Annotated in this window: 15 protein-coding genes; 7 read left to right on the top strand and 8 right to left on the bottom strand. The window is 61.2% G+C overall.

Features of this window, described 5'->3' with window-relative positions; translation table 11 throughout:
- Window positions 1-780 (top strand): helicase-related protein (locus ACE3PP_RS14830; protein WP_374383632.1); only part of this gene is annotated, 780 nt, incomplete at its 5' end.
- On the opposite strand, the gene ACE3PP_RS14825 is transcribed toward ACE3PP_RS14830, so the two are convergent.
- Window positions 781-1461 (bottom strand): DUF502 domain-containing protein, encoded by a 681-nt coding sequence (locus ACE3PP_RS14825; protein ID WP_374383630.1) that lies wholly within the window; start codon window positions 1459-1461, stop codon window positions 781-783. It abuts the gene before it with no gap.
- A gap of 101 nt (window positions 1462-1562) precedes the next feature.
- On the opposite strand from ACE3PP_RS14825, the gene ACE3PP_RS14820 reads away from it, so the two are divergent.
- Complete coding sequence (locus ACE3PP_RS14820; RefSeq protein ID WP_374383628.1) at window positions 1563-2417, top strand: tetratricopeptide repeat protein; 855 nt, start codon at window positions 1563-1565, stop codon at window positions 2415-2417.
- A gap of 3 nt (window positions 2418-2420) precedes the next feature.
- Here the strand turns inward: ACE3PP_RS14820 and ACE3PP_RS14815 are convergent, their stop codons facing one another.
- Window positions 2421-3023 (bottom strand): hypothetical protein, encoded by a 603-nt coding sequence (locus ACE3PP_RS14815; RefSeq protein ID WP_374383626.1) that lies wholly within the window; start codon window positions 3021-3023, stop codon window positions 2421-2423.
- A gap of 55 nt (window positions 3024-3078) precedes the next feature.
- The gene (locus ACE3PP_RS14810) at window positions 3079-4260 is read right to left on the bottom strand and encodes a D-alanyl-D-alanine carboxypeptidase family protein (protein WP_374383624.1); all 1182 of its coding nucleotides are present in this window, start codon (window positions 4258-4260) and stop codon (window positions 3079-3081) included.
- Window positions 4261-4446: 186 nt separating this feature from the next.
- On the opposite strand from ACE3PP_RS14810, the gene ACE3PP_RS14805 reads away from it, so the two are divergent.
- Window positions 4447-6249, top strand: a complete 1803-nt coding sequence (locus tag ACE3PP_RS14805; RefSeq protein ID WP_374383622.1) for a tetratricopeptide repeat protein — start codon at window positions 4447-4449, stop codon at window positions 6247-6249.
- A 20-nt stretch (window positions 6250-6269) separates the two neighbouring features.
- A complete protein-coding gene (locus ACE3PP_RS14800; protein WP_374383620.1) occupies window positions 6270-7667 on the top strand; it encodes an aminotransferase in 1398 nt (465 codons plus the stop codon).
- Here the strand turns inward: ACE3PP_RS14800 and pbpC are convergent, their stop codons facing one another.
- Both pbpC and ACE3PP_RS14790 read right to left on the bottom strand, forming a co-directional pair.
- Window positions 7668-9764: a penicillin-binding protein 1C gene (pbpC, locus tag ACE3PP_RS14795; protein WP_374383618.1), complete on the bottom strand. Its 2097-nt coding sequence runs from the start codon at window positions 9762-9764 to the stop codon at window positions 7668-7670.
- A 17-nt stretch (window positions 9765-9781) separates the two neighbouring features.
- The gene (locus ACE3PP_RS14790; protein ID WP_374383616.1) at window positions 9782-14986 is read right to left on the bottom strand and encodes an MG2 domain-containing protein; all 5205 of its coding nucleotides are present in this window, start codon (window positions 14984-14986) and stop codon (window positions 9782-9784) included.
- Window positions 14987-15203: 217 nt separating this feature from the next.
- Between ACE3PP_RS14790 and ACE3PP_RS14785 the strand changes: the two genes are divergently transcribed.
- Both ACE3PP_RS14785 and ACE3PP_RS14780 read left to right on the top strand, forming a co-directional pair.
- Window positions 15204-16370 (top strand): mitochondrial fission ELM1 family protein, encoded by a 1167-nt coding sequence (locus ACE3PP_RS14785; RefSeq protein ID WP_374383614.1) that lies wholly within the window; start codon window positions 15204-15206, stop codon window positions 16368-16370.
- Between the two features lie 94 nt (window positions 16371-16464).
- Window positions 16465-17760 (top strand): CDP-alcohol phosphatidyltransferase family protein, encoded by a 1296-nt coding sequence (locus ACE3PP_RS14780; protein ID WP_374383612.1) that lies wholly within the window; start codon window positions 16465-16467, stop codon window positions 17758-17760.
- Between the two features lie 65 nt (window positions 17761-17825).
- Here the strand turns inward: ACE3PP_RS14780 and ACE3PP_RS14775 are convergent, their stop codons facing one another.
- Window positions 17826-18680 (bottom strand): hypothetical protein, encoded by an 855-nt coding sequence (locus tag ACE3PP_RS14775; RefSeq protein ID WP_374383610.1) that lies wholly within the window; start codon window positions 18678-18680, stop codon window positions 17826-17828.
- 139 nt (window positions 18681-18819) lie between these two features.
- On the bottom strand, window positions 18820-19722 hold the full coding sequence (locus ACE3PP_RS14770) for a hypothetical protein (RefSeq protein WP_374383608.1): 903 nt from the start codon (window positions 19720-19722) through the stop codon (window positions 18820-18822).
- Window positions 19723-19952: 230 nt separating this feature from the next.
- Between ACE3PP_RS14770 and ACE3PP_RS14765 the strand changes: the two genes are divergently transcribed.
- Window positions 19953-21788 (top strand): ABC transporter ATP-binding protein, encoded by a 1836-nt coding sequence (locus tag ACE3PP_RS14765; protein ID WP_374383606.1) that lies wholly within the window; start codon window positions 19953-19955, stop codon window positions 21786-21788.
- Here the strand turns inward: ACE3PP_RS14765 and ACE3PP_RS14760 are convergent.
- A complete protein-coding gene (locus ACE3PP_RS14760; protein ID WP_374383604.1) occupies window positions 21725-23440 on the bottom strand; it encodes an ABC transporter ATP-binding protein in 1716 nt (571 codons plus the stop codon). The two genes, ACE3PP_RS14765 and ACE3PP_RS14760, sit on opposite strands and share 64 nt — an antisense overlap.

The raw sequence follows: 23440 nt of genomic DNA, 5'->3' as shown, positions 1-23440 counted from the left end.
GATATCGATGTCTCGCGCTTGACCGAGAAGCCGCCGGGACGCCAGCCGATCGACACGCGCACGATTGCGCTCGACCGGCTCGACGAGGTGGCGGGCGGGCTTCGGCGCGCCATCGCCGGTGGCGCCCGCATCTATTGGGTCTGCCCCCTGGTCGATGAGTCCGAGGTGATCGACCTTGCCGCCGCCAGCGAGCGGCACGAGATGCTGAAGCACATCTTCGGCCACCGCGTCGGTCTGGTACACGGGCAGATGAAAGCCGCCGAGCGCGACAAGACGATGGCGGCGTTCCAGGCCGGCGAGATCGACATTCTGGTGGCGACGACGGTCATCGAGGTCGGCGTCAACGTGCCGGAAGCGACCGTCATGGTGATCGAACATGCCGAGCGCTTCGGCCTGGCGCAGCTCCACCAGCTGCGCGGGCGCGTCGGGCGCGGCAGCGGCAAATCGAGCTGCATTCTCCTCTATCAAACGCCCTTGAGCGAGACGGCGAAATCGCGCCTTGCCATCATGCGCGAGACCGAGGATGGGTTCCGCATCGCCGAGGAGGATTTGAAGCTGCGCGGGGCCGGCGAACTCCTCGGCACCAGGCAGAGCGGCATGCCGGAGTTTCATCTCGCTGACTTGGCCGCCCATGCCGATCTCATCCAGATCGCCCGCGACGACGCGCGGCTGCTCCTTGAGATGGACCCGGACCTGGTCAGCGAACGTGGCCTCGCCGTGCGTGTCCTCCTCTATCTCTTCGAGAAGGACGCGGTGGTGAAGACAATCAGATCCGGCTGACTATCTCTTTTTGGGCGCGGCCTTGCCCGGCGCGACGATGCCGCCCGAAACCACCAGCTTGATCCCGTCCTCGACCGACATGTCGAGATATTTGACCTCGGCCTTCGGCACGAAGATGAGGTAGCCGGAGGTCGGATTGGGTGTCGTCGGCACGAAGATGGTGACGGGATCGTTGCCGACCGCCATTTTCACTTCATTGGGCGTCGTGCCGGTGACAAAGCCCAGCGTCCAGGCGCCGGGGCGCGGGAACTCGACCAGCACGCAATCGCGGAACGCCGCCGACTGGTTCGCGAGCACCGTCTCGACGATCTGCTTGATGGCGCTGTAGATCGAGCGGATGATCGGCAGGCGGTTGAGGATACTCTCCATCAATTGCCGCGTCAGGCGCCCGAAGAGCCCCGCCGTCACTGCGCCGATGAGCGTCAGCGTGATGAGGACGATGATGAGGCCGATGCCCGGAATGGAGAACGGCAGGTAATTCTCGGGGTTGTATTCCGGCGGCACCAGGGGCAGGACTGTCTGGTCGACCCAGTTGATGAAAAGCCAGGCGATATAGATCGTGAGGCTGACCGGCGCGGTGATGAGGATGCCGGCCAGGAAATAGTTGCGCAGCCGCGCGCCAAAGCCCAGCCCGTGCCGCTTCGGCGTCAGATCCTCCGGTGGTAGCTCCTGATCGGTCATTCTCACGCGTCCCGTTGAAATGCGGCCCCTATCAAATAGAAGTGGCAGCAGCGTTGCAACTCCGGCAGAATCCGGGCCTCTCCGGCACTCTATGGTGGAAGATGCTCAGATCAATTCGTTGCCTGCTGCTTTTGGTGGGCCTCACCCTCCCTCAGATTGCCCAGGCACAGAGCACGATGAGCCCGGTCGATCCAGGCTCGGCGGCGTTCATGCATGGCGATTACGCGCTGGCGCTGCAGGAATGGGCGAAGAAGGCAGAAGCCGGCGATGCCGAGGCGATCAACAATATCGGCATCCTCTACAATAAGGGGTTCGGCGTCGAAAAGGATGCGAAGAAGGCAGCCGTCTTCTACCGCAAGGCCGCGGAGATGGGCTTCGCCAACGCCCAATTCAACCTTGCCAACCTCTACTACGCTGGGAACGGGGTTGAGCGCAGCCTTGGCGAGGCAGCGCAGCTTTATCGCGCCGCCGCCGATCGCGGCCACCAAGCGGCCCAATATTATCTGGGCCTGATGTATATCGATGGCGAGGGCGTGCCGCAGGACAAAGCGCAAGGATTGGCCTGGATCCGGCGCGCGGCCGACGCCGACAATGTCGCCGCCCAGTTCACCGCCGGCCAGTTGATGGTGGAAGACGACAATGCGCCAGCCGATATCCAGAAAGGCGCGGAGTATGTGCTGGCATCGGCCCAGGCCGGGCATCCGAAGGCCGCACTCTTGATGGCGCAGCTCTATAACGCGGGCAAGGGCGCGGAGAAGAACGATCTCGAAGCCTATATATGGGCCCGGATCGCCGCCGACCGGCTGCAGCCGGGACAGGATTCCAGGAAGGCGCAGAACCTGATCGACGATTTGGAAGGGCGGCTCGATGACGGTGCCATCAAGGCCGCCGAACGCGTCATCGCCATCCGCAATCCAAAGCCCGAAGCGGCCGAGGGCGAAACACCGCCGCAATAGCCATCAAGGATAGGTCGCGGTGGCGTAGAGCTTTTCCAAGCGCGCGATTGTATCGGCAGCAGTCAGACTCTGATCGCCCGACACCGGCTTGGCGATGAGATCGACCGTCAGCACGGAAACAGCCCGGACCTTCGCCGAGCGGTACTCAGTGCAATAATCGTTGTACGGCCAGCCATAGCCGTAGCCCAAGCCATAGCCGTGCCGATAACCGTAGTAGCCGAAGCCCGGATAGCCCCAAAACGGCGCCGGGCGGCAATTCGGGTAAGACTGCACATCAATGTCGCTGTCGGTCTTGTCGCCGACGATCTTCAGTGCGGGAATGCCGCGCTCCTGCGCGATCCTGGCAGCGCGCAGCAGTGCCAGATCATGCACTTTATCCTTTTCCGCAGTCACCTTGGAGTCCGCGCGTGGGTTGCGTGCTGACACCGAGACCGAGGCCCCGCGATAGGTCACCTCGATCGTATCTGCATCGATCTGCCGGTCGCTGAATCCGAAATCGCCGGCAGCCACCAGCGGCTGCATCGCCGGCCGTGGCGGCGATGGGCTTGTACATGCCGCAAGCAGCAGCAAGGCGGCGATCAATCCGAAAGATGAAAGCTTCTTCATGACGGGATCATAGCATCGAGCTTGCCGTACCGGCGCCGCACTCAAGAAAAAGTGATCAGCGCCATTCCGCATTCGGATTGGCAAGCACGGCGGGGCTCAACGCAAGGCAATAGCCTTTGTCGGCCCAGATCTGCTTGCAGGCCTTGCCGGCCTCGGCCTGTTCCAGGCCGACAAGAAGCGCCGAATAGCGGGTAAGCCCTTCCCAGGTGCGTTGGATGATGGCGGGCCGGCCCTTCTTGATCGTGCCCTTAAGGCGCGTCTTCATGGCAGCAATGGTCTTTTCCGCATCCCCCTTCTGCCCGAAGGCACCGAAGACGATGCCCCAGCCGGAAATGCGGGTCGCCGTCGTGATGGTCGAGTTACCTTCTTCCGCCACGCGCTGGTTGCAATCACCACCTTTGAGAATCGTCGGTGGCGGTCCCTGTTCGTCGACCGAGACCTTGACGGCAAGTTCCTTGAGCTTCGGCTTCTCGGCGGAGGGGACCTGGAAGCCGGTGTTGAGAAGTTGGGTCATTAGAGCCGCGCGCTCGCCACGGCTGCCGGCACCCAGCACGACGCCGATGAGGCGCCGACCGTTGCGCGAGGCCGATGCCACGAGATTGTAACCCGACCCGCAGGTAAACCCGGTCTTCATGCCGTCCGCCCCTTGATAGGAGGAGAGGATGCCGTTGACCGACGGTTCGGTCCGGCCGGCGATCGTCACACTGCGCTTGCCAAAGAATTTGTAGTGATCGGGGTAGCTTTGCAGGATGTGCAGTGCCAGATGCGCCAAGTCCCGGGCGGTCGTCACCTGACCGGCATTGGGCAAGCCTGTTGCATTGCGAAACTCGGTCCGGGTCATCCCCAGTTTGTGGGCAGCCTCGGTCATCATTTGCGCGAAATTCTCTTCGCTGCCCCCTATGGCTTCTGCAAGTGCCACCGCCGCATCATTGCCGGAAACCACCAGCATGGCAGTAAGAGCTTGTTCCACAGTGATTTTTTGGCCAACCTTAAAGCCGAACTTGGTCGGCGACTGGCCGGCCGCGTTGGCGGATATGGTGATCTTGTCGCTGAGATGGATCTTTCCAGCTTTGGCTGCCTCAAAGACCATGAAGGCGGTCATCATCTTGGTCAGCGATGCGGGGTACCAAAGGGCGTTGGCACCGTCGGCGCGCAAGACTGCCCCGTCCCCTGCGTCGATCAAGAGGCTGACGCTGCGCGCTGCCGCGGGTTGCGGTTGCCAAACCAGGATCATCATCAAAAAAAGCGCCGGAATCCGCCAGGTGGACGGCCGCGCAAGCAGTTGCAACATGCTTCCCTCAGGTCCCAAAATCGGGTTGGATGTTAAGACATGAGTCTGTGACGGGTGACAAGCCGATTTAGGCATTGTCCGGCCCTGGCGGAGCGTTATGTTGGCACCAGTGGATGGTTTTTGGGGGTATCTGTGATCCGAATCACGCGCAACTTCGTGGTCGGGGGCTGTCTGGCTCTTGCCATTTCGGCAGCGGGTGTGGGCGTTGGCGCGCACCCGGCCTGGGCCGACTATCAGAGCGGCGTCGACGCTTATTACAAGGGCGACTTCAAGGGCGCCTACGATGCATGGCTGCCGCTTGCCGAAGCCGGTGACGCCGTCGCCCAAAACAGCCTGGGCGCCCTCTACGATCACGGCCTGGGCGTCATGGAAGACAATGCCGAAGCCGCCCGCTGGTACGAGGCAGCCGCGCAGCAAGGCTTCCCGCTGGCCATGCGGAACCTCGGCAATCAATACGCAACCGGGCATGGCGTTGCCTACGATCTGGAGCTGGCCAAGCAATGGTACGAAAAGGCAGCGGCGCTGGGTGATCAGCAATCGGCCGCCCTCCTTGACCATCTTCGCCCGGCGACGACGGCGCCGTCCGATTCCGCCGCAGCGGCGTCGATGCCGAGCTTCGGCGCACCAGCAACGACCGGCAGCCTCGCGGAGCCGGCCGAGGGGGCAGCACCCACGGCAGCGACCGATACCGCCACGACGAGCAGCGACACGGTGATCGCGGATATTCCGACGACACCGACCGGAACAGCACCGACAGCGACTGGGCCGATCGTATTGGATGCCGGCGGCAGCACGGCGACCCTGTCGGACGGTAGCCAAACGCAACCGGCCGCCCCAGCACCTGCCCTGACCACAGCCGAACCGGTTGCGACGACGCCAGCCGTCCAGCAAGCCTCGGTGACGCCAGCGGCACCGGTTGCCCCGCGTGCTGACGGCAATTGGCTGGTCGGGCAATGGCAGGGTCCGTCGCTCGGCTGCCCCAAAGGTGGCGGCATCGAGTTCACCGATGGTGAGGCATTGAGCTGGTTTGACGGCCAGATCGCCGTGCGCATGGCCAGCACCTATCAGATTTCGGGCGACAATATCATCGTCAACACGACGGCCGCCGACGGCACGTCGCAGCAATATACCTATCAGCGCAGCGGCCCCGACAAGATGCTGATCGTCAGCATCCCGCCGAGCATGCCGAAATCCCTGCTGGGGATCGCCTATCGTCGCTGCGGTTCGGCGGCGAGCAGCACGCAATCGGCATCGATCACACCGACACCTGTCGCGCCGGCGGCACCGGCTACTGTGCCGATCATCGGTGGCGGCACAGGCGCCGCGCCGGCTACCGCGCTGCCCAGCAGCACGCAGCCGGCCACGTCCACGCAAACGACCGCACCCGCCATCGTCGCCACCGAACCGGCAACAGCACCAGCCACTGCTCCGGCTCAACCGGCGGCCGGCGCCGCACCCCAATACACGCTGAATGAGCAGGCGAATTTCGGTCGAGATGCCTCGTCCAAGGACGACAAGGCCGCGGCCGGCTGGGCCGCCTTTGAACAGGGCAATTACCAGGAGGCGCTGACCGCCTTCAAGTCGCTGGCCGACGGCGGCAACACCAATATGCAGGTACTGGTCGGCAACATGTACGATTACGGCCAGGGCGTGCCGCAAGACGACGTCCAGGCATTGCAATGGTATCTGATGGCGGCTTCGAAGGGTAACACCAAGGGCCAGTATCAGGCGGCAAACCTCTATTTCAACAGCCCGAATGTTCCGAAGAACACGATCGAAGCCTATCGCTGGGCGAGCCTGGCGGCCAAAGGTCCCGCCGGCGATCGCACGACCATCTGGGCGCAGCAGATGATCTCAGTCCTTACGGCCAACATGACCGATGACGAGATCGACGATGCCAAATCGCTCGCCAAGAAATCCGTAAAGACCAACTGACCGCCATCCGGAGTCCTTCCATGCTGCCCAATTCCGCTTTCGATGCGGCCGATCTCGCCGCCAAGGATCGTGCGCACCTCATTCATCCGTGGGTGGATCTGGGATTGGTCAAAGATACCGAGCCGCTGATCGTCTCGGCGGCCGAGGGGGCATATGTCTACAACGTTCACGGCCAGAAGATGCTGGACGGGATCGGTGGCATGTGGTGCGTCAATGCCGGCTATGGCCGCGGCGAAATTGCCGACGCAATGGCCGAGCAGGCCAGGCGCATGGCCTATTTCTCGCCATTCGGCGTCATCGGCAATCCGCCCGCTATCGAATTCGCGCACCGTCTGACGCAGTACACGCCCGGCGATTTGAAGCACATCTTCTTCACGACGGGCGGCTCGACCGCCGTCGATTCAGCGTTGCGCTTCGTGCACTTCTTCAACAATTTCCACGGCCGCAAGCAGAAGAAGCACATCATCACCCGGGAATATGCCTATCACGGGTCGACCTATCTGACGGCGTCGGTCTCAGGGAAACCGGCTGACCGCGGCAACATGGATTTGGAGACCGGCTTCATCCACCATCTGCCGGCACCCAATCCGTACCGCCGGCCAGACGGCATGTCGCTGGAGGCATTCTGTGACGCCAAGGTCAAGGATCTGGAAGACAAGATCCTGGAACTTGGCCCGGATCGGGTCGCCGCGTTCATCGCCGAGCCGTTGCTCGCGTCCGGTGGCGTCATCGTTCCGCCGCCGGGATATCAACGGCGGACATGGGAGATTTGCCGCAAATATGACGTGCTCTACATTTCTGACGAAGTCGTCACCGGCTTCGGTCGCCTGGGGCACATCTTTGCCTCGAAGGAAGTCTTTGGCATCGAGCCCGACATCATCACCTGCGCCAAGGGGCTGACATCAGGGTACGTGCCGCTCGGCGCGATGATCGTTTCCGACCGCCTCTATTCCACGCTGACCGACAAGGCTGGCCAAGGGCAGGTCTTCGCCAACGGCTATACCTATTCCGCGCATCCGGTTTCTTGCGCGGCCGGCATGGCCAATCTCGATATTTTCGAGCGCGAGGACATTTGCGGACACGTCCGGACGACCGGTCCCTATTTCCATCAGCGCCTCAGCGAACTCATGGATATCGACATGGTTGGCGACGTGCGTGGCAGCCATTTCATGGTCTGCGTCGAATGCACGGCCGACAAGAAGAACAAGACCGTGCCTCCGGCTGAATGGGGCGTCGGCAAACGTATTTTCGAGAAGGGCCAAGCGAAGGGCCTGCTCGCGCGCCCGATGGGTCACTTGATCGTCATGTCGCCGCCGCTGATCATCAATCGGGCGCAGATCGACGAATCTGTCGAAATCCTGCGCCAGAGCATTCTTGAGGTCATGGACGATCTCAAACGCGAAGGCCTTTGGAAGTAGCTATTTCAGCCAAATCTCGGCACTGGCCGAGCGCCCCGTCGCATCGATCACGGTGACGCGCTGTGCGCCCTTGCCGTCCGGGTCCCATTGCGCCTGCCGCAGATAGGGTAGCGATCCGACGGCCTTGCCATTGACCAGCCAACGCAGCGGCAAGCTGCCGCCTTCCGCCTTGAGAACCAGGGGCAAGGGGGCATCGCTCTCGACCATCGGCACGGTTGAGCCATCGACCGGAAAAGCGATGCGCAGCCGGTTTTGCGGCCGCTCCACCGCAGCCAGGGCCGGGCCCACATCGTAGCGCTTCAAGTTCGCCGGCAGTTCGGCATTTCCGACCAGAAGTGCATCCTTGGGCGGCTGGCCCGGAAGTGCCGATTCACTGGGTGGCAAAAAATCGAAGGCCTCGAAGAGGATCGGGGCCGCGGCATCGCGGCCCATGCGACCGCCGGAGAACGAACCGTCCGGTCGCCCGACCCAAATCCCGATCGTATAATCCTTGCTGTACCCTACGGCCCAAGCGTCACGATAGCCGTATGACGTGCCGGTCTTGTAGGCGATGCGCGACGCATTGCGCCGGTTGCCGCTGGCGAGCCAGCTCGCGGGCGGTGGCGTATCCTCAAGAATGCGCGTAACGTAAAAACTGCCGAGGGCGCCCAGCAAACGTTTCGGTTCGGCCGTCGGCTGGTCTGTCACAAATCGCAAGGCCCTGGCATTGCCCTGCTCGGCCAAGGCCGCATAGAGCGATACCATTTCTTCAAGCGTCACACCGACCCCACCCAAGGCAATCGGCAAACCGGGTCGATCGGCTTCCTTTGGCAAATGGAGCGGAAATCCGGCATTCGCCAGCTTCAGGGCAAAGGGCGGTGCGCCGATCGCATCCATGAGCGTCACTGCCGGCAGATTGAGCGACAGCTGCAACGCCTCGCGCGCCGTCACCTCGCCCCGGAACAGATGATCGAAATTCTCCGGTGCCCAATCTCCGAAGCGCATCGGCTGATCGATCATGATCGTTTCGGGATGCACGACCAGATCGTCGAACGCCATCGCATAGATGAAGGGCTTGAGCGCGGAACCGGGAGAGCGGACGGCCGTCACCATATCGACCGGGCCGAACTGACGCCGATCGAAATAGTTGGCGGATCCGAGATAAGAGAGCACGCGACGACCGTCATTGGCGACGATGAGCGCGGCGATGGTCGCCCCCGGCTCGAGCCCTGTGACCCGACGCGCCAGGAGTTGCGCCATCTTGCGCTGCAATCCATGATCGATCGTGGTGTGGATGACGGCCGCATTCGGCATTTCCCGGCGCAACCGTTCGGCAAGGTGCGGCGCATCGCTGAGCGCCGGCAGGCGGCGGCTGGGCACGGGCTCGGCAATGGCCGCCTGATAGGCCGGGAGGTCCAGCGCACCCGCCGCCAGCATGCGCGCCAGGACCTTGTCACGCGCGCGCCTCGCCGCGTCAGGATATCGATCGGGCCGCAAGCGCTCGGGGCTCTGCGGCAAGACGACCAGAAGCGCCGCCTCGGCCTCGGTAAGGTGCGCCGGCTCCTTGCCGAAATAGCCAAGGCTTGCCGCCCGCACCCCTTCGAGATTGCCGCCATAGGGCGCCAACGTCAGATAGGTATCGAGCACACCGCCACTGCCGAGGCGCCATGTCAGTTGCACGGCGCGCGCAGCCTCGATCAGCTTGGCCCCAAAGCCACGCGGCCGCGGTTCCAGCAGCCGAGCCGTTTGCATGCTGAGTGTCGAAGCCCCTGAAACGATCTCCCCGGCCGCAACCGCTTGCCAACCGGCGCGGAGGATCGCCAACGGATCGACGCCCGGATGCCAGCCGAACCTGCTATCCTCGAAGGTCCGCAGATAGCGCAAGAACTTCTGGTCGACATCCTCGGCACGGACCGGGAAGCGCCACGACCCGTCTGGTGTCGCGAAGGCACGCAGCACGCTGTCGTCGGCAGCGAGCACCAGAGTCGAGTGATCCCGGAGCCGCCCCATGAAAGGCGGATAGAGCGCGTCGGCAGCAATGCCGACGGCAAGCAGGCAGAGCAGGATGCCGGCAACCGCGCCCACCGATCTCCGCATTGCGGCTCGCATGGATTTCATTGCCGGCATCCGCCCCGTCAGTAGGGCGCTACGTTGAGCACGTCACGGCCGCCGCGACCCCGTACCTCAGGCGCGTACATGTCTTCGATCTGTACGCCAGGCACAGTGTAAGTACCCGGCGATACGGCGCGGACCATATAGGCAACGGCAAATTCCGTGCTGTTGCCAGTATCGACATCAAGGGCCCCGATATAGCGGTCGTCCAGAAACTCGCTGTAATTCAACGTCGACAATTGCGGGAGCCAAGACAGGTCACCTGTCCGTCGCGTGTCGGTCAGGCGCTCGTTCTCGATTTCGAAGCCAGCCGGCAGCAGATCGACGATGAGCGCCCGCCGGTAGTCAGCGGCGCGGACGCTACCGGAAACCACCGCAACGAGCACGTCGTTCTGGCGCACGTTCTTGAGTTCAACCGGCTCGCCGGTCAGCGTGTAATAGACACGCTTGATATCGAAGCCGCTCTGTTCTGGCGGCAGATCGGCGATCGGCACACCAAGGACAGTCGCCTTGGCATAGACCGGTTGCTTGCCCTTGTTGACGAAAGTCGAACCACCACCAAGATCGTCCGACGCGAGATGCAGATAATAGGGCCTGCTCTGCGACGAGGCCGTCGTCGCGTCGCGCGCGATGCTCACCTGCGGCTCGGCATCCGATGTGGTGGCACGTGCCGCCATCAGAATCCATACCTGCTCCTGCGTGCTGAGATACCCGCGGGCCGACTGCAAATTGGCCAAGGTATCGAGATAGAGCGTCGCATCGCGGCCGGGCAGCTTTGCCTCGGTCATCAGCGTGACGATGGCAGCGAGATCACGCAGGTCCGATCCGTAATCCGCCAAATGCCGCCGCGCGCGATTGGACGCCACCAAGGCGGCATCGAACGCCGCATTGGCACGCGACACGTCGCCATTGAGGGCCAATGCCGTGCCAAGCTGCGCCAGAGCGAGCCCGCTTGGCATCCGGTCCAGATAATTGTCAGCGAGGTACCGCAATTCGCTGAGCTTGGCCTCCTTGGCCTTGGCCAGCACATAGGATGCGTAGGCGCGGGCCGCGAGATTGTCGGCGCTGTCGTTATTGTAGTCCGTCGCTACGTAACGCAACCCATCGAGCCCATGCCGATAGGCAACGTCCGAGACGTCATAGCCGCGATCGCGCGCCTGGGTCAGAAAATCCATGGCAAACGCCGACAGCCAATTTTCCGGCGGACTGAAGCTCGTCCACAAGCCGAAGAGACCATCACTGCGCTGGCGTTCCAGGATGCGGCCGATCGCGACCTGGACCTCCTTGGGATCCGATTTCGCGTATTTGTTCTCCAGGCTCCAGGCCTCCGAGACCTCGTTGGTGAAGAGCAGCGGAAATGCAACGCTGGTCGTCTGTTCGAGGCACCCATAGGGATAGTGATAGAGATCCGCGAGCACGCTCTGCACATCGAGATTGGGATGCGAGCTGAAAGAGAGACGCAGATCCGCCGTCTCGGGCAGGAAATCCGCCATCGCATTGGCTGAGATCTTCAACGCCGCATCCGGCAGCAACCGCTGCGTCAAGGTCTGGCTGATGGCCGGCTGTGCCGCCCGCACCGGCAGATTGACATCACGGGTTAGCGAGAAGCCACCGGGACCTTGCATGTTCATGGTGATGTGCCCTTCACCGACCGCCAGGGCCTGAACACCGGTCCGCCAATCGTGACTGGCACCAGGCGCAAGATCGACGGTCAGTCGGGTCTCGCCGGTGAGCCGCAGATTGTCGCTTGCCGTGAGATCGATCGTGTAGGTGCCGGCGGCACCTTCAACGTTCTGCAGCGACAAGGAGACATTGCTGTTGTCACCCGGCGCCAGAAAGCGCGCGGCGGAACTCAACGCCACCACGGGATCCCGCACCACCAGAGGTGCCTCGGTCGCGCCGACATTCTGCCCGTCCCAGGCAACCGCCATCAGGCGCAGGCGACCGTTATAGTCCGGCACCTCGAAGCTGACGGTGGCTTTCCCCGCCGCGTCCAGCTTGACGATGCCGGAAAAGAGCGCGACGAGCTTGATTTCCTTCGGCGCGCCGCGTTTGGCAAGGCCTTCGCCGTCGCCACCGCTGCGGATGGTGCCGCGCTTGCCTTCCTTGCCGTCGATGAGCTGGCCGTAGAGATCGCGAATCTCGACGCCCAGCCGTCGCTTGCCGAAATAGTAGCCAAGCGGGTCCGGTGTTTCGAAATCCGTCAGTTGCAGGATGCCTTCGTCAACCGCCGCCAGCGTCACATAGGCATCTTTGCCCGCCAGGTTGGTGACGGTCACCGGCACCTCGATCTTCTGACGTGGTTCCATCTTCTCCGGCAGCGTCAAAGCAATTTCGAGATTGCGCGGCTTCGGATCGATGGCGAGCCAAGTCAAGCCGATGGCTCGGCCCGGACCGTGCGTATCACCCTTCCCCGCTCGATAGGCGTTGACGAGAACATAGGCGCCCGCGCCCCAGGCCTTGTCGACCGGCAGCTTGATGGTCTTCCCGTCCTTCGGCACTGAGACGCTGAAACTGTCGAGCACGTGGTCGGTCGCGATCGTTACTTGAGCTTCGCCCGCAAAGGGCGCCGTCAGACGAATCTCGGCCTTGTCGCCCACGTTGTAGAGTTCCTTGTCGGCAACGACCTGCATCTTGTCCGGCGTACCACCCGTGCCGGGCGCCGACCACCAGCCGGCATAGAAGCGCACCGAGCTTGCCGTACCGCTCGCCGGATCGAACACCTCCACCCGGTAAGGCCCCCATTGTACGGGGAGACTGAGCTTGCCCGGCTGGCCGGGATCGACCGACATGGCGCCGGTCGACGATTCCGCATCGCGGACCACGTAGTCATAGTCCCAGCGATTGTCGCGATAGAACCAGACATAGTCCCAATCCTCGCGTACCAGGCGATAGGAAAGGCCGCTCTGCGCCTTGGGCTTGCCGTCGGCCCCGAGCGCGACGACCTCGAATTCGGCATTGGAGCCTGCCGCCACCTCGTCATTGGCAAAAAGCGGCTTGATACCGAGATAGAGATCCTTATTGCGGATAGGACGCGTGAGAGATTCGATCACCGGCCGTCCACCGAACTCGTAGACCTCGACGCGGAGGGTCGCCGACAGCGGCACCTGCGCGTCCGGGACTTCGTCGAAGGACATGTCGAGTTCGAGATGCCCCTGATCATCGGTCGATGAATCGTCGTAGGTCAGACGCTGCGATTCCACCTTTTCGTCGGCAAGGCCGAAGCGATAGCCGGGAAGATCGGCAAAAGGCTGCGGATCGGCCGCAATGACCACCTCTGCCTTCACTGGCAAATTGGCAGCCGGCGCACCGTAGAGATATTTGGCATCGATCTCGACCGGCAGCGGCGCAGGCGGGGTCAGCACGTCGGCCTTGGCCGAGAGCTTCGCCTCAATGCGCGCCGGAACAACGTCTTCGACCAGGAACTGGGTCGAAGACAGCGGATCCCCTTCCGGATCGAGATAGGCCTCGACCGTCCAGGGGCCGGTCCGGGCCGTGCTTGGAAGATCGACATCCAGACTGTAGCCACCGCCGGTGTCGGTCACATCGACGAACCGCTTGGCCTCGATGCCGTCCGGTCGCAACAGCCGGAAGGTGAGCTTCTGCCCGGAAAGTGCCGCAGCGGAAGGATCACGAGAGAGAGCCATGACATGCGCGGTCTCGCCCGGGCGATACACGCCGCGATCCGTGTAGAAGAAGATATCGACATCTGCCGGCATGGCGCGACCGCCAACACCGCGATCGGAAAGATCGAACGCTGGACCACTGATATCAAGGAAGCTGAAATCGCCGTCGCGCCTGAAAGCCATGATCGCCGTTGCCGTGCGACCGCCCGAGCCGCGGAGCAAACCGGGATCGAAATGCGCCATGCCACTGGTATCGGTCAGCGCCTTGCCGAGAATCTCGTTATTGCGCGCAATAAGGCGCAACTCCAGCCGGTGCATCGCGCGCCCGGTTTCCAGCGATCGGGCCTGAATGTTGAGCCCATCCGTCCCGTCGAATGCGGTGAGGCCGATATCCGAGACGACCAGCCACTGCGTCGCCTGCGGCTGCCAACGCCAGGAATAATCCTGTTCGTTCTCTTCGTCGGCAGCGTTGTGCGCCATCAGAATGTAGATGCCCGGCTGCGTGTCCGGGACGACTTCGTCGATCGGAAATGCCGTCACCACCCGCTTGTTGCGGTCGACGGCCACATCCATTTCACCGGTCCAGATCTCCTCACCCGATTTCTCCGCGATCCGTTCACGGTCATATTCCTCGAGATTGTTGAGGAAGCGGCCGTCATAGAGTTCATTGATCAGGTTGCGGTCATTGATGCGCATCAGGCGCAGCTTGGCTTTGTCGACATTGACCGTGACTAGCGGCACGCCGGTCGAACCGACCTTCGGCAACACATAGGCCTGGTTGCGGAAGCCGATGCTGGGCGCTCGATCGCCAACGGAAAAGGCCCATTCCTCATTCTCGGTGAGCTTCTGCTGGTCCAGGGCAGAAAGACCCTTGAGCACCGTGATCTTGTAGGACTGCCCGAACGACAGGTTGCCGACGCAAAGCTGTGAGCCCGAGACGCGATAGGTCGCCTTCACGTCCGGCTCAATCCGGATGTAGTCTTCATACTTGACGGTGTCGGGTGTCGCGAGATCGCCACGAAATTCAAGACACGCCTCAGGCGTCTCGCCGTCAATGTTCAGCTTGGTGCCGGTCAGCGAAAAAGCCAGCATCTGCCGAATTTGTTCGGCACGGTTCGCCGCCTGTTCATCGTAATTGTAACGCTGCGCCTCCTCGTAGGCGGCAAGCGCCAAGCGCTTTTCATCAAGATTGTCGAACTGCTTGGCGACCATGTTCATGGAAGCGGCCTGCAACTCGTACTGATCGGTTTCGACGAAGGCGCGATAGGCTGCCAGAGCCGCCTTGCGCTGTTCGCCCGCTCCCTCCAGCAAGCCGGCCAGCGTGAACCAGCTGTCGTAGCTTTCGTCGCCAAGGCCAATGGCGCGCGCGCGCAAGGAGACTGCCTCAGCAAAGCGCCTCGCGTCCGCCTCGGCCTTCGATTGCTGGATCAGGATGTCGATGCGGCGCGGATCCTCGCCCTTGGCGGCGGCAATGAGGTCGGCTCGGTAGGCAGCGGCCTCCCGCGCGATGTCCGTAAGATCGATGGCGTGAGCAGCAACTGGAAAAAGGAACTGAAAGGCGACGAGGAGGAGGAAGGCAAGCCGATGGATGGGCGCGCGCATGTCAATGGTCCCGCAGAAGCGAATAGGGTTGATGGCTGTGTCGATAACCAATGGCCGCCGGATCGCCCGTCCCGCAGATCCGCCGTCCGAGATTATAACCGTGACGCCACAATTTGATACACGATGATTGCGACAGGATTTGGGCGGACTGTCTCGCCGCGCGCGGTTTTTGCGCTGCCTTGGCGCTGATCGATTCGATTGCTAAGGTCCGCCCATCATGACCACAGATAGCCTCCCCGATGCCCCTCGCACCTGGCTGATCCTCGGCGAGCGAGCGGGCGACAATGCCCAAGTCCAGGCTCTCGGCCGTGCCTTGGGCTGGCCGTGCGAGATCAAGCAGATCCGCTATGACGACACCTGCAACATCGATTTCAAGGACCGGGGCGCCAGCCTGACGGGCGTCGACCTTGCCGCGACCGACCGACTGGAAGCGCCGTGGCCGGACGCCATCATAGCCATCGGCCGGCGTTCCGTGCCCGTTGCCCGCTGGGTGCGCGCACAAGCTGGAAAACCCACGCTGCATGTTCATTTGGGACGACCTCGTGTCGATCTGGGTCTGTTCGACCTCGTCGTGACCACTCCTCAGTACAATTTGCCGTCCGCTGAGAATGTGATCGAGATCACCCTCCCCTTCGTTTCGGTCGACGCGGAGGCCCTGGGCACGGCCGCTGCAGCATGGCACAGCCGTTTCGCCGCTTTGCCGCGCCCTTGGTCCGCAATCCTCGTCGGCGGTCCGACGCCGCAACTGGCCTTCGGCGTCAGCGAGGCAGAGCGCCTCTTGGCCGAACTCTCGGCTTTTGGCGCGGCAACGGGGGGAGGCCTGCTCGTCACGACATCGCCGCGGACGCCTGCGGATGTCACCAAAGCCATCGAGGCGGGATTGGCGAAATTGACTGGAATACCCTCGCTTTTCCTGCCATTCACCAGAGGGGGCGAAAACCCCTATCCAGCGTTGCTGGCTCTGGCCGACAATTTCATCGTGTCGGCCGACAGCGCCTCAATGCTGGCAGAGGCAGCGACAAGGCAGAAACCGATCCACCTCTTTCATCTGCCCAAGATACCGCCAAAGAAGAAGCCCGGCCTCAAATCGGCCTTTTCCCGTAACTGGCGCCTGCGACGCAAAGCAAGGCTCGATGCTGAGTTGCCACCAGATCCGCTCGATCGGCTCTACGATTTCTGGACTCGGCGCGGGAAGGCCCGCCCACGCCGGGACATCGACCAGCTGGAGCGCCGCCTGCTCGACCTCGGGATCGCCGCGGCCCTTTCAGACCCGGTGACCGGCGCGGCCTCTTTCGAGCAAGCTGCTGAGGCCATTTCCCGTGAACGGCGCGAAGTTCTCGACCGAATCCGGACTCTGGCGGCCGAAAGGCTGAGGCGGGAATAGGATAATATTGCCATTCCGATTCAGCGGGAGCTTGAGGCGGGTGCAAGCCCCATGATATGACGCCGCCATGAAATTTCCCCAGGAATCCCGATAAATGCTGGTTTGGATCGACGCCGTCCAATGCGGTCGGCTGCCCAAGATTTTTGGCCTTACGCTCGTCGAGCGGCACCTGCAGGCGCTGAAGCGCTCGCTACCCCGACCAGCGCGCATCGTTGTCGACCTGGGCGCCGAAGGTCAGCGACCGAAGATCGATCCATCTCTGGACGGTGCATTCCAGATCGAATGGCGCCAGCAGCCCGGCGATTTCGCCGTCCGACTCCAGCGCTTTCTGGACGAAGCAGTCGGTGAAGCTGCCCTGCTGCTGGACGGCGCCACCCTGCCGGACGCCCGTCTGCATGCTGCGTTGGCCCCCCTCTCTGACTCGGTCGCTGTCCTGGCGCCGAAAGACGACGAGCGGGCGGCGATGGTCCTCCTATCGCCTGACCACAATCCGAACCTCTCAATTGACGGCGCCGATCTCACGGCACTTGCCGTCAAGTGGCTGGCAGCGGGTACGGTCAGGGCCTATCGGCAGGAAGAGTTCAACGGCTTCATCCGCAAGCTGAGACGCACCATTCCGTATTACATGTTCCGCGTGGAGACGCGCGAGAAGGCAGCCAAGGTCGAGAAGTTCATGTTCTGGTCGAACTACAAGGGTTCGACCGACTTCTTCACCCGCTACGTCTATCCCCCACTGGTTTGGATCTCGGTCGGGCCGCTTGCCAGGGCACGGGTGCATCCGAATTCAGTCACCATTTTCAGCATCATCTTGGCCTTGGGTGCCATTCCGATTTGGGCCATCGGCGAGACTTGGTCGTTCTGGACCGGCTTCGCCATGGCCTATGCGATGAGTGTACTCGACTCTGTCGACGGAAAGCTCGCACGCTTGACCTTCACCGATTCCAGGCTGGGCAATTTCCTGGATCACGGCCTCGACATGGTCCACCCGCCATTTTGGTATCTGTCCTGGGCATATGGGCTGGGGCTGTCGACACTAGGCTGGGGATCGCCCCTCGGTATCGCGACGATTCTGGTCATGGTCTTCTATGTCGTCGATCGAATGATTCTGAAGGTCTATCCCACGTTCTTCCAGCGCGCCTTTCACACGCATTCCAAGCTCGATGGGCGGATGCGCACGTTCATCGCGCGCCGGAACATCACCCTGCCGATGTTCATCATCGGCTATGTATTCGGTTACGCGACCCAAGCCTTCTACCTGATTGTCGCTTGGCAGATATTGACCGCCTGCTACCACGGTGTCCGCACCTTCTGGATCATCGTGATCGACCGGGCGCATCTCAAAGATCGCCGACCGACCGATGTCGCCGCTGCGCTGAAGCACGTGGATTGAGTTCCAAACAAAATGGCGCCGTCCCACTCAAGGGACGGCGCCACTATAACCGGCCGGCAGTCAGTTCAGTACTTGTCGTCCTGGACTGCGGCACCCACTTCCTTCGAATACCAAATCTGCTGCAGCTTGTTGAGCTGCTTGGGCTCGAATGCCTTGAACGGCAGTTCGGCGATAAAGTTGATATAGCGGCGCGGAATGTCGGTGATACCGCGCGGGCTGACGCCGTGAATCGCCTTGGCCGAGTTCACGAAACAGGCATATGAGTTGGATGCGTATTTCAGCGTTTTCACCAACTCGACATCGCGATCCATCGAGCGGTGCTTGATGAAGCGCGGCTCACGGCGCCAACGATAGATGTCGAAATCGCCCCCACTGACATTGTCCCGTGGATCGCGGAAGTAAAACAGCGCCGAGAAAATCTTGTCGCAAAGATCGACATGTGGCGTCTTCACACTCGTCACTTGGCGCACCGGCGTGTTCATCACGAACTGGCAATCAAGACGGATATCGGCCTCACCGGCGAAGCCGCGCGGCTTGACACGCCAATCCTCAAATCGACGACCGACCTTCGCTTCAAGATCCGGAAACTCGCTGCGCAGCTGATTGCCGAACAGGCGGGTGACGTGGCTCCAATATTCCTGCGAGGTGTGATACTCGAAGAATTCGCGCCAAAGCGGCGAGATGCGCCGATCACCCAAAACCTGCTTGACCGTCAGGCGCACGGCGATATTGCTGCCGGGCTCCGCACGACCATTGAGAATTGTCTCAAGGCTCGGGAACTCAGCCTCAAGCTGACGATACACGTCCGCCGGCACGGCGTTCTGCCGCGAGTAATGGGTATAAGGCTCGGTGATCACCTCTTCCGGCCGCACGCTTTCGAGCATGTGCGGGGCGTGTTGTTCGACTGTAGCTGCCAACATCGACTCTATCTCCACTCCTGCCCCCATTGCGGTTCGTGGACCGCCAGGGAAATGTCATCGCAACGCATGCAAATTGCCGAAACGTTAACCAAGGCACAATTTGACAACCCGCCGCAGCGACGTTCCGTCGCCATTTGCCTCAGGCCGCCAGCTTGCGGCACAGGTCGAGCGCATCATGCCGGACATGGTTGAGCGCCATTTCACGCTCCACCATCGCCACATCGACGATACCCTTCTCCAGCATCTCTGTGAGCAGGCCGAAGAAAAGCTGCTCCTGTTTCGGGTCCGGATGCGGCTGGTAATATCCATCCTTAACCGCCCGGGGACGCGACACACCGATTCCCTTCTTGATCGCCTTGATCAGATTGTCGGCCAGCGTCTTCTTCGGTTTTTCACGGATAGAAAAGTCGATGGGCAGGCCGGTCTTCCAAGGCTGCGTCCGACGATATGTCGTGTGCAGGATCTTGGTCGCCGGGGTCAATTTGTCGAAATCGTTCCATTCCGGCTCAAGAATGCCGACATTGGCATCCGCTTCGTACTCTAGCTTGATCCATTTCAAATAGTCCTTCTTGAACTCGAAGAGTTCGTTGAAGGTCTTCTCCGCATCCCAGTGCGTCAACTTCGCATTCTCCAGGAGCATCACGGACGAGGCCCGATAGGGCGGCATCTCTTTCAGGGCGGGGCGCATGCAACACATGACGCCTGCCCCCTTCATGTCACGGGTAAAGAGCTCCATGACATCGCCAACGGCGAAGCAATCCGGATCGATCGCAATCGCGCGCCCCTGATAGTTCATGGCCTTGGGCGGCGTAAACCGGGTCGGGGTGAAGGACTGGAGGTCGGCATGAGTCCAGACCCGGTGTTCCAGACCACGCAGGAACTTCTGACCGATCTTTGCGGCCAGCCACGGGTAGTTCTGGAAATGCATGATTTCGACGTCGAACGCTTCCGGCCGCTTGCTGTTCCGCTTTGCAGCGTAGCCGGCGACCAACGCGCCAAGATATTGCTCGTCGTTGGTCTGGATAAAGAGTTTGTACTGCACGAAAATCCCCCTCAGTCCGGGTATCCTGGGCGAGGTCGCCACTGGCCGCGAATGATAGTCGCCGGGCGCCTCCCGGGCAACCGAACCCATTGAAAATGCGCCGATTTGCCGCAAATTCCGAGGGGTTATTGGGCTGGCGACATCCCGTCGATTGACTTCCTTAGTTTGAATGTTATCACAGACTTAGCAAACGGTCGCAGCGACCTCCCGAATTCCAAAGGCATCAGGCATTGGCGCCAAGTACAGACAAGCCGATCTATATCGATCCAATCCAAACGCCCTCGGCCCTGACCAACGCCTTTCGAGTCATCCGAAAGCATGGTTTGTGGCGGCAGGTGCCGGTCATGATCGGTGTCATGGCAGCCAGTCTGCTCGAGGGCCTATCCGTGGCCTCGCTCTTTCCCATACTTTCCCTCGTTTCTGGGGACCCTGGCGAGAAGCCGAACAAAGTCGAGCGCTTCATTCTCATGGCGCTGGACTTCCTCCACATCCCAGCAACGCTCGGTTCGCTGGTTTTGCTCCTGGGCGCCTTTGCCCTTCTGAAGGCGGTTATTTCACTCAATGTCAGCCGCTATGTCGGCTATCTGGTCGCCGAAATCGCCACCGAAATGCGCTCCCGTATGATTGACGCAATGCTGGCGGCTCGTTGGTCTTACTATACGGTAAATCCGATTGGACGGTTTGCCGGGGCCATTACGACGGAGGCCAATTGGGGTTCGGCCATATATCGTACGTCGCTTAATCTGGTCATCGCTGCCATCCAAGCCATCGTGCTCGGTGTTATCGTTTTTACGGTCGATTGGCGTGTCGCGCTGGTCGGGTCCGGTATGGCCATTGTCGTTGGCATTGCCATGCGGCTCCTCATTCGACGGTCGCGGATTTTTGGTCGCCGTATGCTTCTGACCAGCCGAACGATCGTCACGGATCTCAACGATGTTGTCGTCAGCTTCAAGCCAATGAAGGCGATGCACCGTCACGAGGCTCTTGTCCAGGAGCTGCGCAATGAGACCAAATCACTGCGTGAGTCGCTGCGTGAAATGGTGCTTCTCGAGCAATTGGCCGGACAACTGCCTGACCTGCTGATCATCATGATGCTGGCCGGCGTCGCCTATGTGGCGATGAGCATTTTACATCTCGATCTAGCAAGCATTCTCGTGTCCGGCCTACTCATCCTGGGTCTCACGCGGGCGGTTGCCAAGGTGCATCGGTCCGCTCGCGAGTCAGCCCATGCCGAAGTCGGGTATTGGTCTTTCATGGACACGCTGCGTGAAACCGAAGCCGCAGCCGAGGCTTATACCGGCCGCGCGACGCCCAGCCTTAAGAGCTCTTGCAGATTAGAGGACGTCACCTTCTCCTATGGGCGCGCACCGGTCTTGCGCAACGTATCTTTGGAGTTACGCGCCGGCACCATAACAACCCTGATCGGTGAGTCGGGCTCTGGAAAGACGACGATCGCCGATCTCATCCTTGGCCTCTTCAATCCGGAGCTGGGGCGAGTAACCTTGGACGGCGTGCCATTGCACGAGATCGATATGGATCGCTGGCGTAGTCAGGTTGGCTATGTCCCCCAAGAGATTCTGCTGTTCAACGACACGATTCTCGCCAACGTCACTTTAGGCGATCCGAATATTAGTGAAGCGGCTGCCATTCGGGCGCTTGAGACGGCAGGTGCAATGCGTTTCGTTGCTGAGATGCCGAACGGCCTCTTTACAACGGTTGGAGATCGCGGCGTGCTTCTATCCGGCGGTCAGCGCCAACGCATCGCGCTGGCGCGGGCATTGGTGACGGAACCCACCCTCCTCATCCTGGATGAGGCGACAAGCGCCCTAGATCCTGAGACTGAGAGCGAGATCTGCGCCGCAGTCGGCAGGCAGCGCGGGAAACTCACCGTTCTGGCCATTACACATCAGCCGGCCTGGGTGGAAATGGCCGATGAAGTCTACCGCATCGACCAGGGTATGGTGGTTGCGGACACACGTGATGGCCTAACCAATAGTCCTGCTCAGACTGTGCCAGGCGCACCGGCGAGCGGCTCCATCGTCACTTTTCCATCGCGGATTTCGTAGACCCGGTCTGCGGCATCGACCCAAAGCGCTTGATGCGTAATCGCGAGAATAGTGCGCCCGCCGGTCAACGCCCGCGCAGATCGAGCGATCTCCTTGGCCGTCTTCTGATCGAGCGCGCTGGTTGCTTCATCAAGAATGAGCAACTTCGGATCACCGATGAGAGCTCTGGCGATAGCGAGCCTCTGCCGCTGTCCGCCAGAAAGTAAGCTTCCCCGCACACCGATAACGAAATCCATTTCACCGGGGAGTTTAGAAACGAAACTCCAGGCGTCGGCAGCCCTTAGTGCGGCCTCAACCTGACCCGGTGAGATACTCGGATCGCCAAGGGTTACATTGTTGAGAACGGTGTCGTTGAACAGAATGCTGTCCTGCGGAATGTAGCCCAACTGGCGACGCCAGCTCGCCATATCCAACTCATTCAACGACAGACCACCGACCCGCACGCTGCCCGAACTTGCGGTATGGAGGCCGGCAATGAGGTCGGCAACCGTTGTCTTCCCGGCACCAGACGGGCCAATGACCGCCGTCAGTTCACCGGCCGGCAGGGTGACGTCCACATCTTTGATGACGCTCTTGCCAGGATACGAGAAAGACACATTCTGGAATTCGATGGGGGCTGGCAAATCTGGGAGCCTGCCGGTCGCCATCACCTCACGATTGCTTCGCACCTCGTCCACGAGCTGCTGCAATTGCCAGAATGAAGGCCTCTCCAACATCACGCGTTGAAAGTTGGAGCGCACGGTACCGATTGAATCGGCAACGCGCTTGAGCAGCAAGGTTGAGCCGAGCATGACGCGCAAATCGAGATCCAGCATGCTGTGACCAATATACAGCCCACCGAGGATCAACAAAGTGAACAATGGCTCCTGAACCGCACGGACGGCACTCGTACTGTACGTCTCAGCCTGGGTGGCGCGGCGGAGCCTGTCAACGTGAACGGCAAACGTGTGTCCAATAAAGCTATGCCGATTCATGGCCTTCAGGGCTTTGACATTGGTCAGCGCATCTGTCACCGCATGCAGCAACGCTTGATTGTGCCGCGACTTTCCACGGCCGGCCTTCTTGGCCATCCGCATATAACGCCCGACCCCCAACCACAGGGCCGCAACAACGGCCACTGCTCCCAGAAAGAATGGCCATGAAACAAACAGCGCCATGCTCATCAAGACGGCTGTTTGTATGAGACCGGACAAGCAAAGTGCGGATGCTTTGAAGGCAAGCGCTGCGCGGTCCGCGTCAGAATTGATGGCTGCCGTATAGCGCGCGACCGGCTGCGCGACGAAGTAGCTCCATTTTGCATGGACCAACGCACTGATCAGCTGCAATCTGACACTAATGCCGAAATTGGCTACCGATCGTCCGACAAAAACGGACCCAGCTGTCCCGAACACAAACGAAATGGTCGCGGCCGCGACCATGACCAGCAATAGGGTCTCAATATTCAATGGCAGGCCAAGATGCGCCAAACCCCACCGGACATATTGATCGACGGCGTGCGATTTGATGTGCGTCTCACCGCTGACGAGACCGATAATTGGCCACAGCGTCGCTATCCCGACAATCTCAACCAACCCAGAGATCAGCAGCGCTCCTAAAATAAGGACCTGCTGTCGCCATCCCGTGTAGAAGAATATTTTGACGATATCGCGCAA

It is taken from the genome of Dongia sp. (assembly GCF_041910485.1).
In the GTDB taxonomy this organism is placed as follows: Bacteria; Pseudomonadota; Alphaproteobacteria; order Dongiales; family Dongiaceae; genus Dongia.
Note: the sequence above shows the minus strand (reverse complement) of the source record. Positions and strands in the feature narration are given on the sequence as shown.

What these genes read in the sequence shown, in the direction of transcription:
- pbpC (WP_374383618.1), bottom strand. Translation starts at nt 9,764, where the DNA reads ATGAAATCCATGCGAGCCGCAATGCGGAGATCGGTGGGCGCGGTTGCC.
- ACE3PP_RS14815 (WP_374383626.1), bottom strand. Translation starts at nt 3,023, where the DNA reads ATGAAGAAGCTTTCATCTTTCGGATTGATCGCCGCCTTGCTGCTGCTT.
- ACE3PP_RS14785 (WP_374383614.1), top strand. Translation starts at nt 15,204, where the DNA reads ATGACCACAGATAGCCTCCCCGATGCCCCTCGCACCTGGCTGATCCTC.
- ACE3PP_RS14810 (WP_374383624.1), bottom strand. Translation starts at nt 4,260, where the DNA reads ATGATGATCCTGGTTTGGCAACCGCAACCCGCGGCAGCGCGCAGCGTC.
- ACE3PP_RS14800 (WP_374383620.1), top strand. Translation starts at nt 6,270, where the DNA reads ATGCTGCCCAATTCCGCTTTCGATGCGGCCGATCTCGCCGCCAAGGAT.
- ACE3PP_RS14780 (WP_374383612.1), top strand. Translation starts at nt 16,465, where the DNA reads ATGCTGGTTTGGATCGACGCCGTCCAATGCGGTCGGCTGCCCAAGATT.
- ACE3PP_RS14790 (WP_374383616.1), bottom strand. Translation starts at nt 14,986, where the DNA reads ATGCGCGCGCCCATCCATCGGCTTGCCTTCCTCCTCCTCGTCGCCTTT.
- ACE3PP_RS14825 (WP_374383630.1), bottom strand. Translation starts at nt 1,461, where the DNA reads ATGACCGATCAGGAGCTACCACCGGAGGATCTGACGCCGAAGCGGCAC.
- ACE3PP_RS14775 (WP_374383610.1), bottom strand. Translation starts at nt 18,680, where the DNA reads ATGTTGGCAGCTACAGTCGAACAACACGCCCCGCACATGCTCGAAAGC.
- ACE3PP_RS14820 (WP_374383628.1), top strand. Translation starts at nt 1,563, where the DNA reads ATGCTCAGATCAATTCGTTGCCTGCTGCTTTTGGTGGGCCTCACCCTC.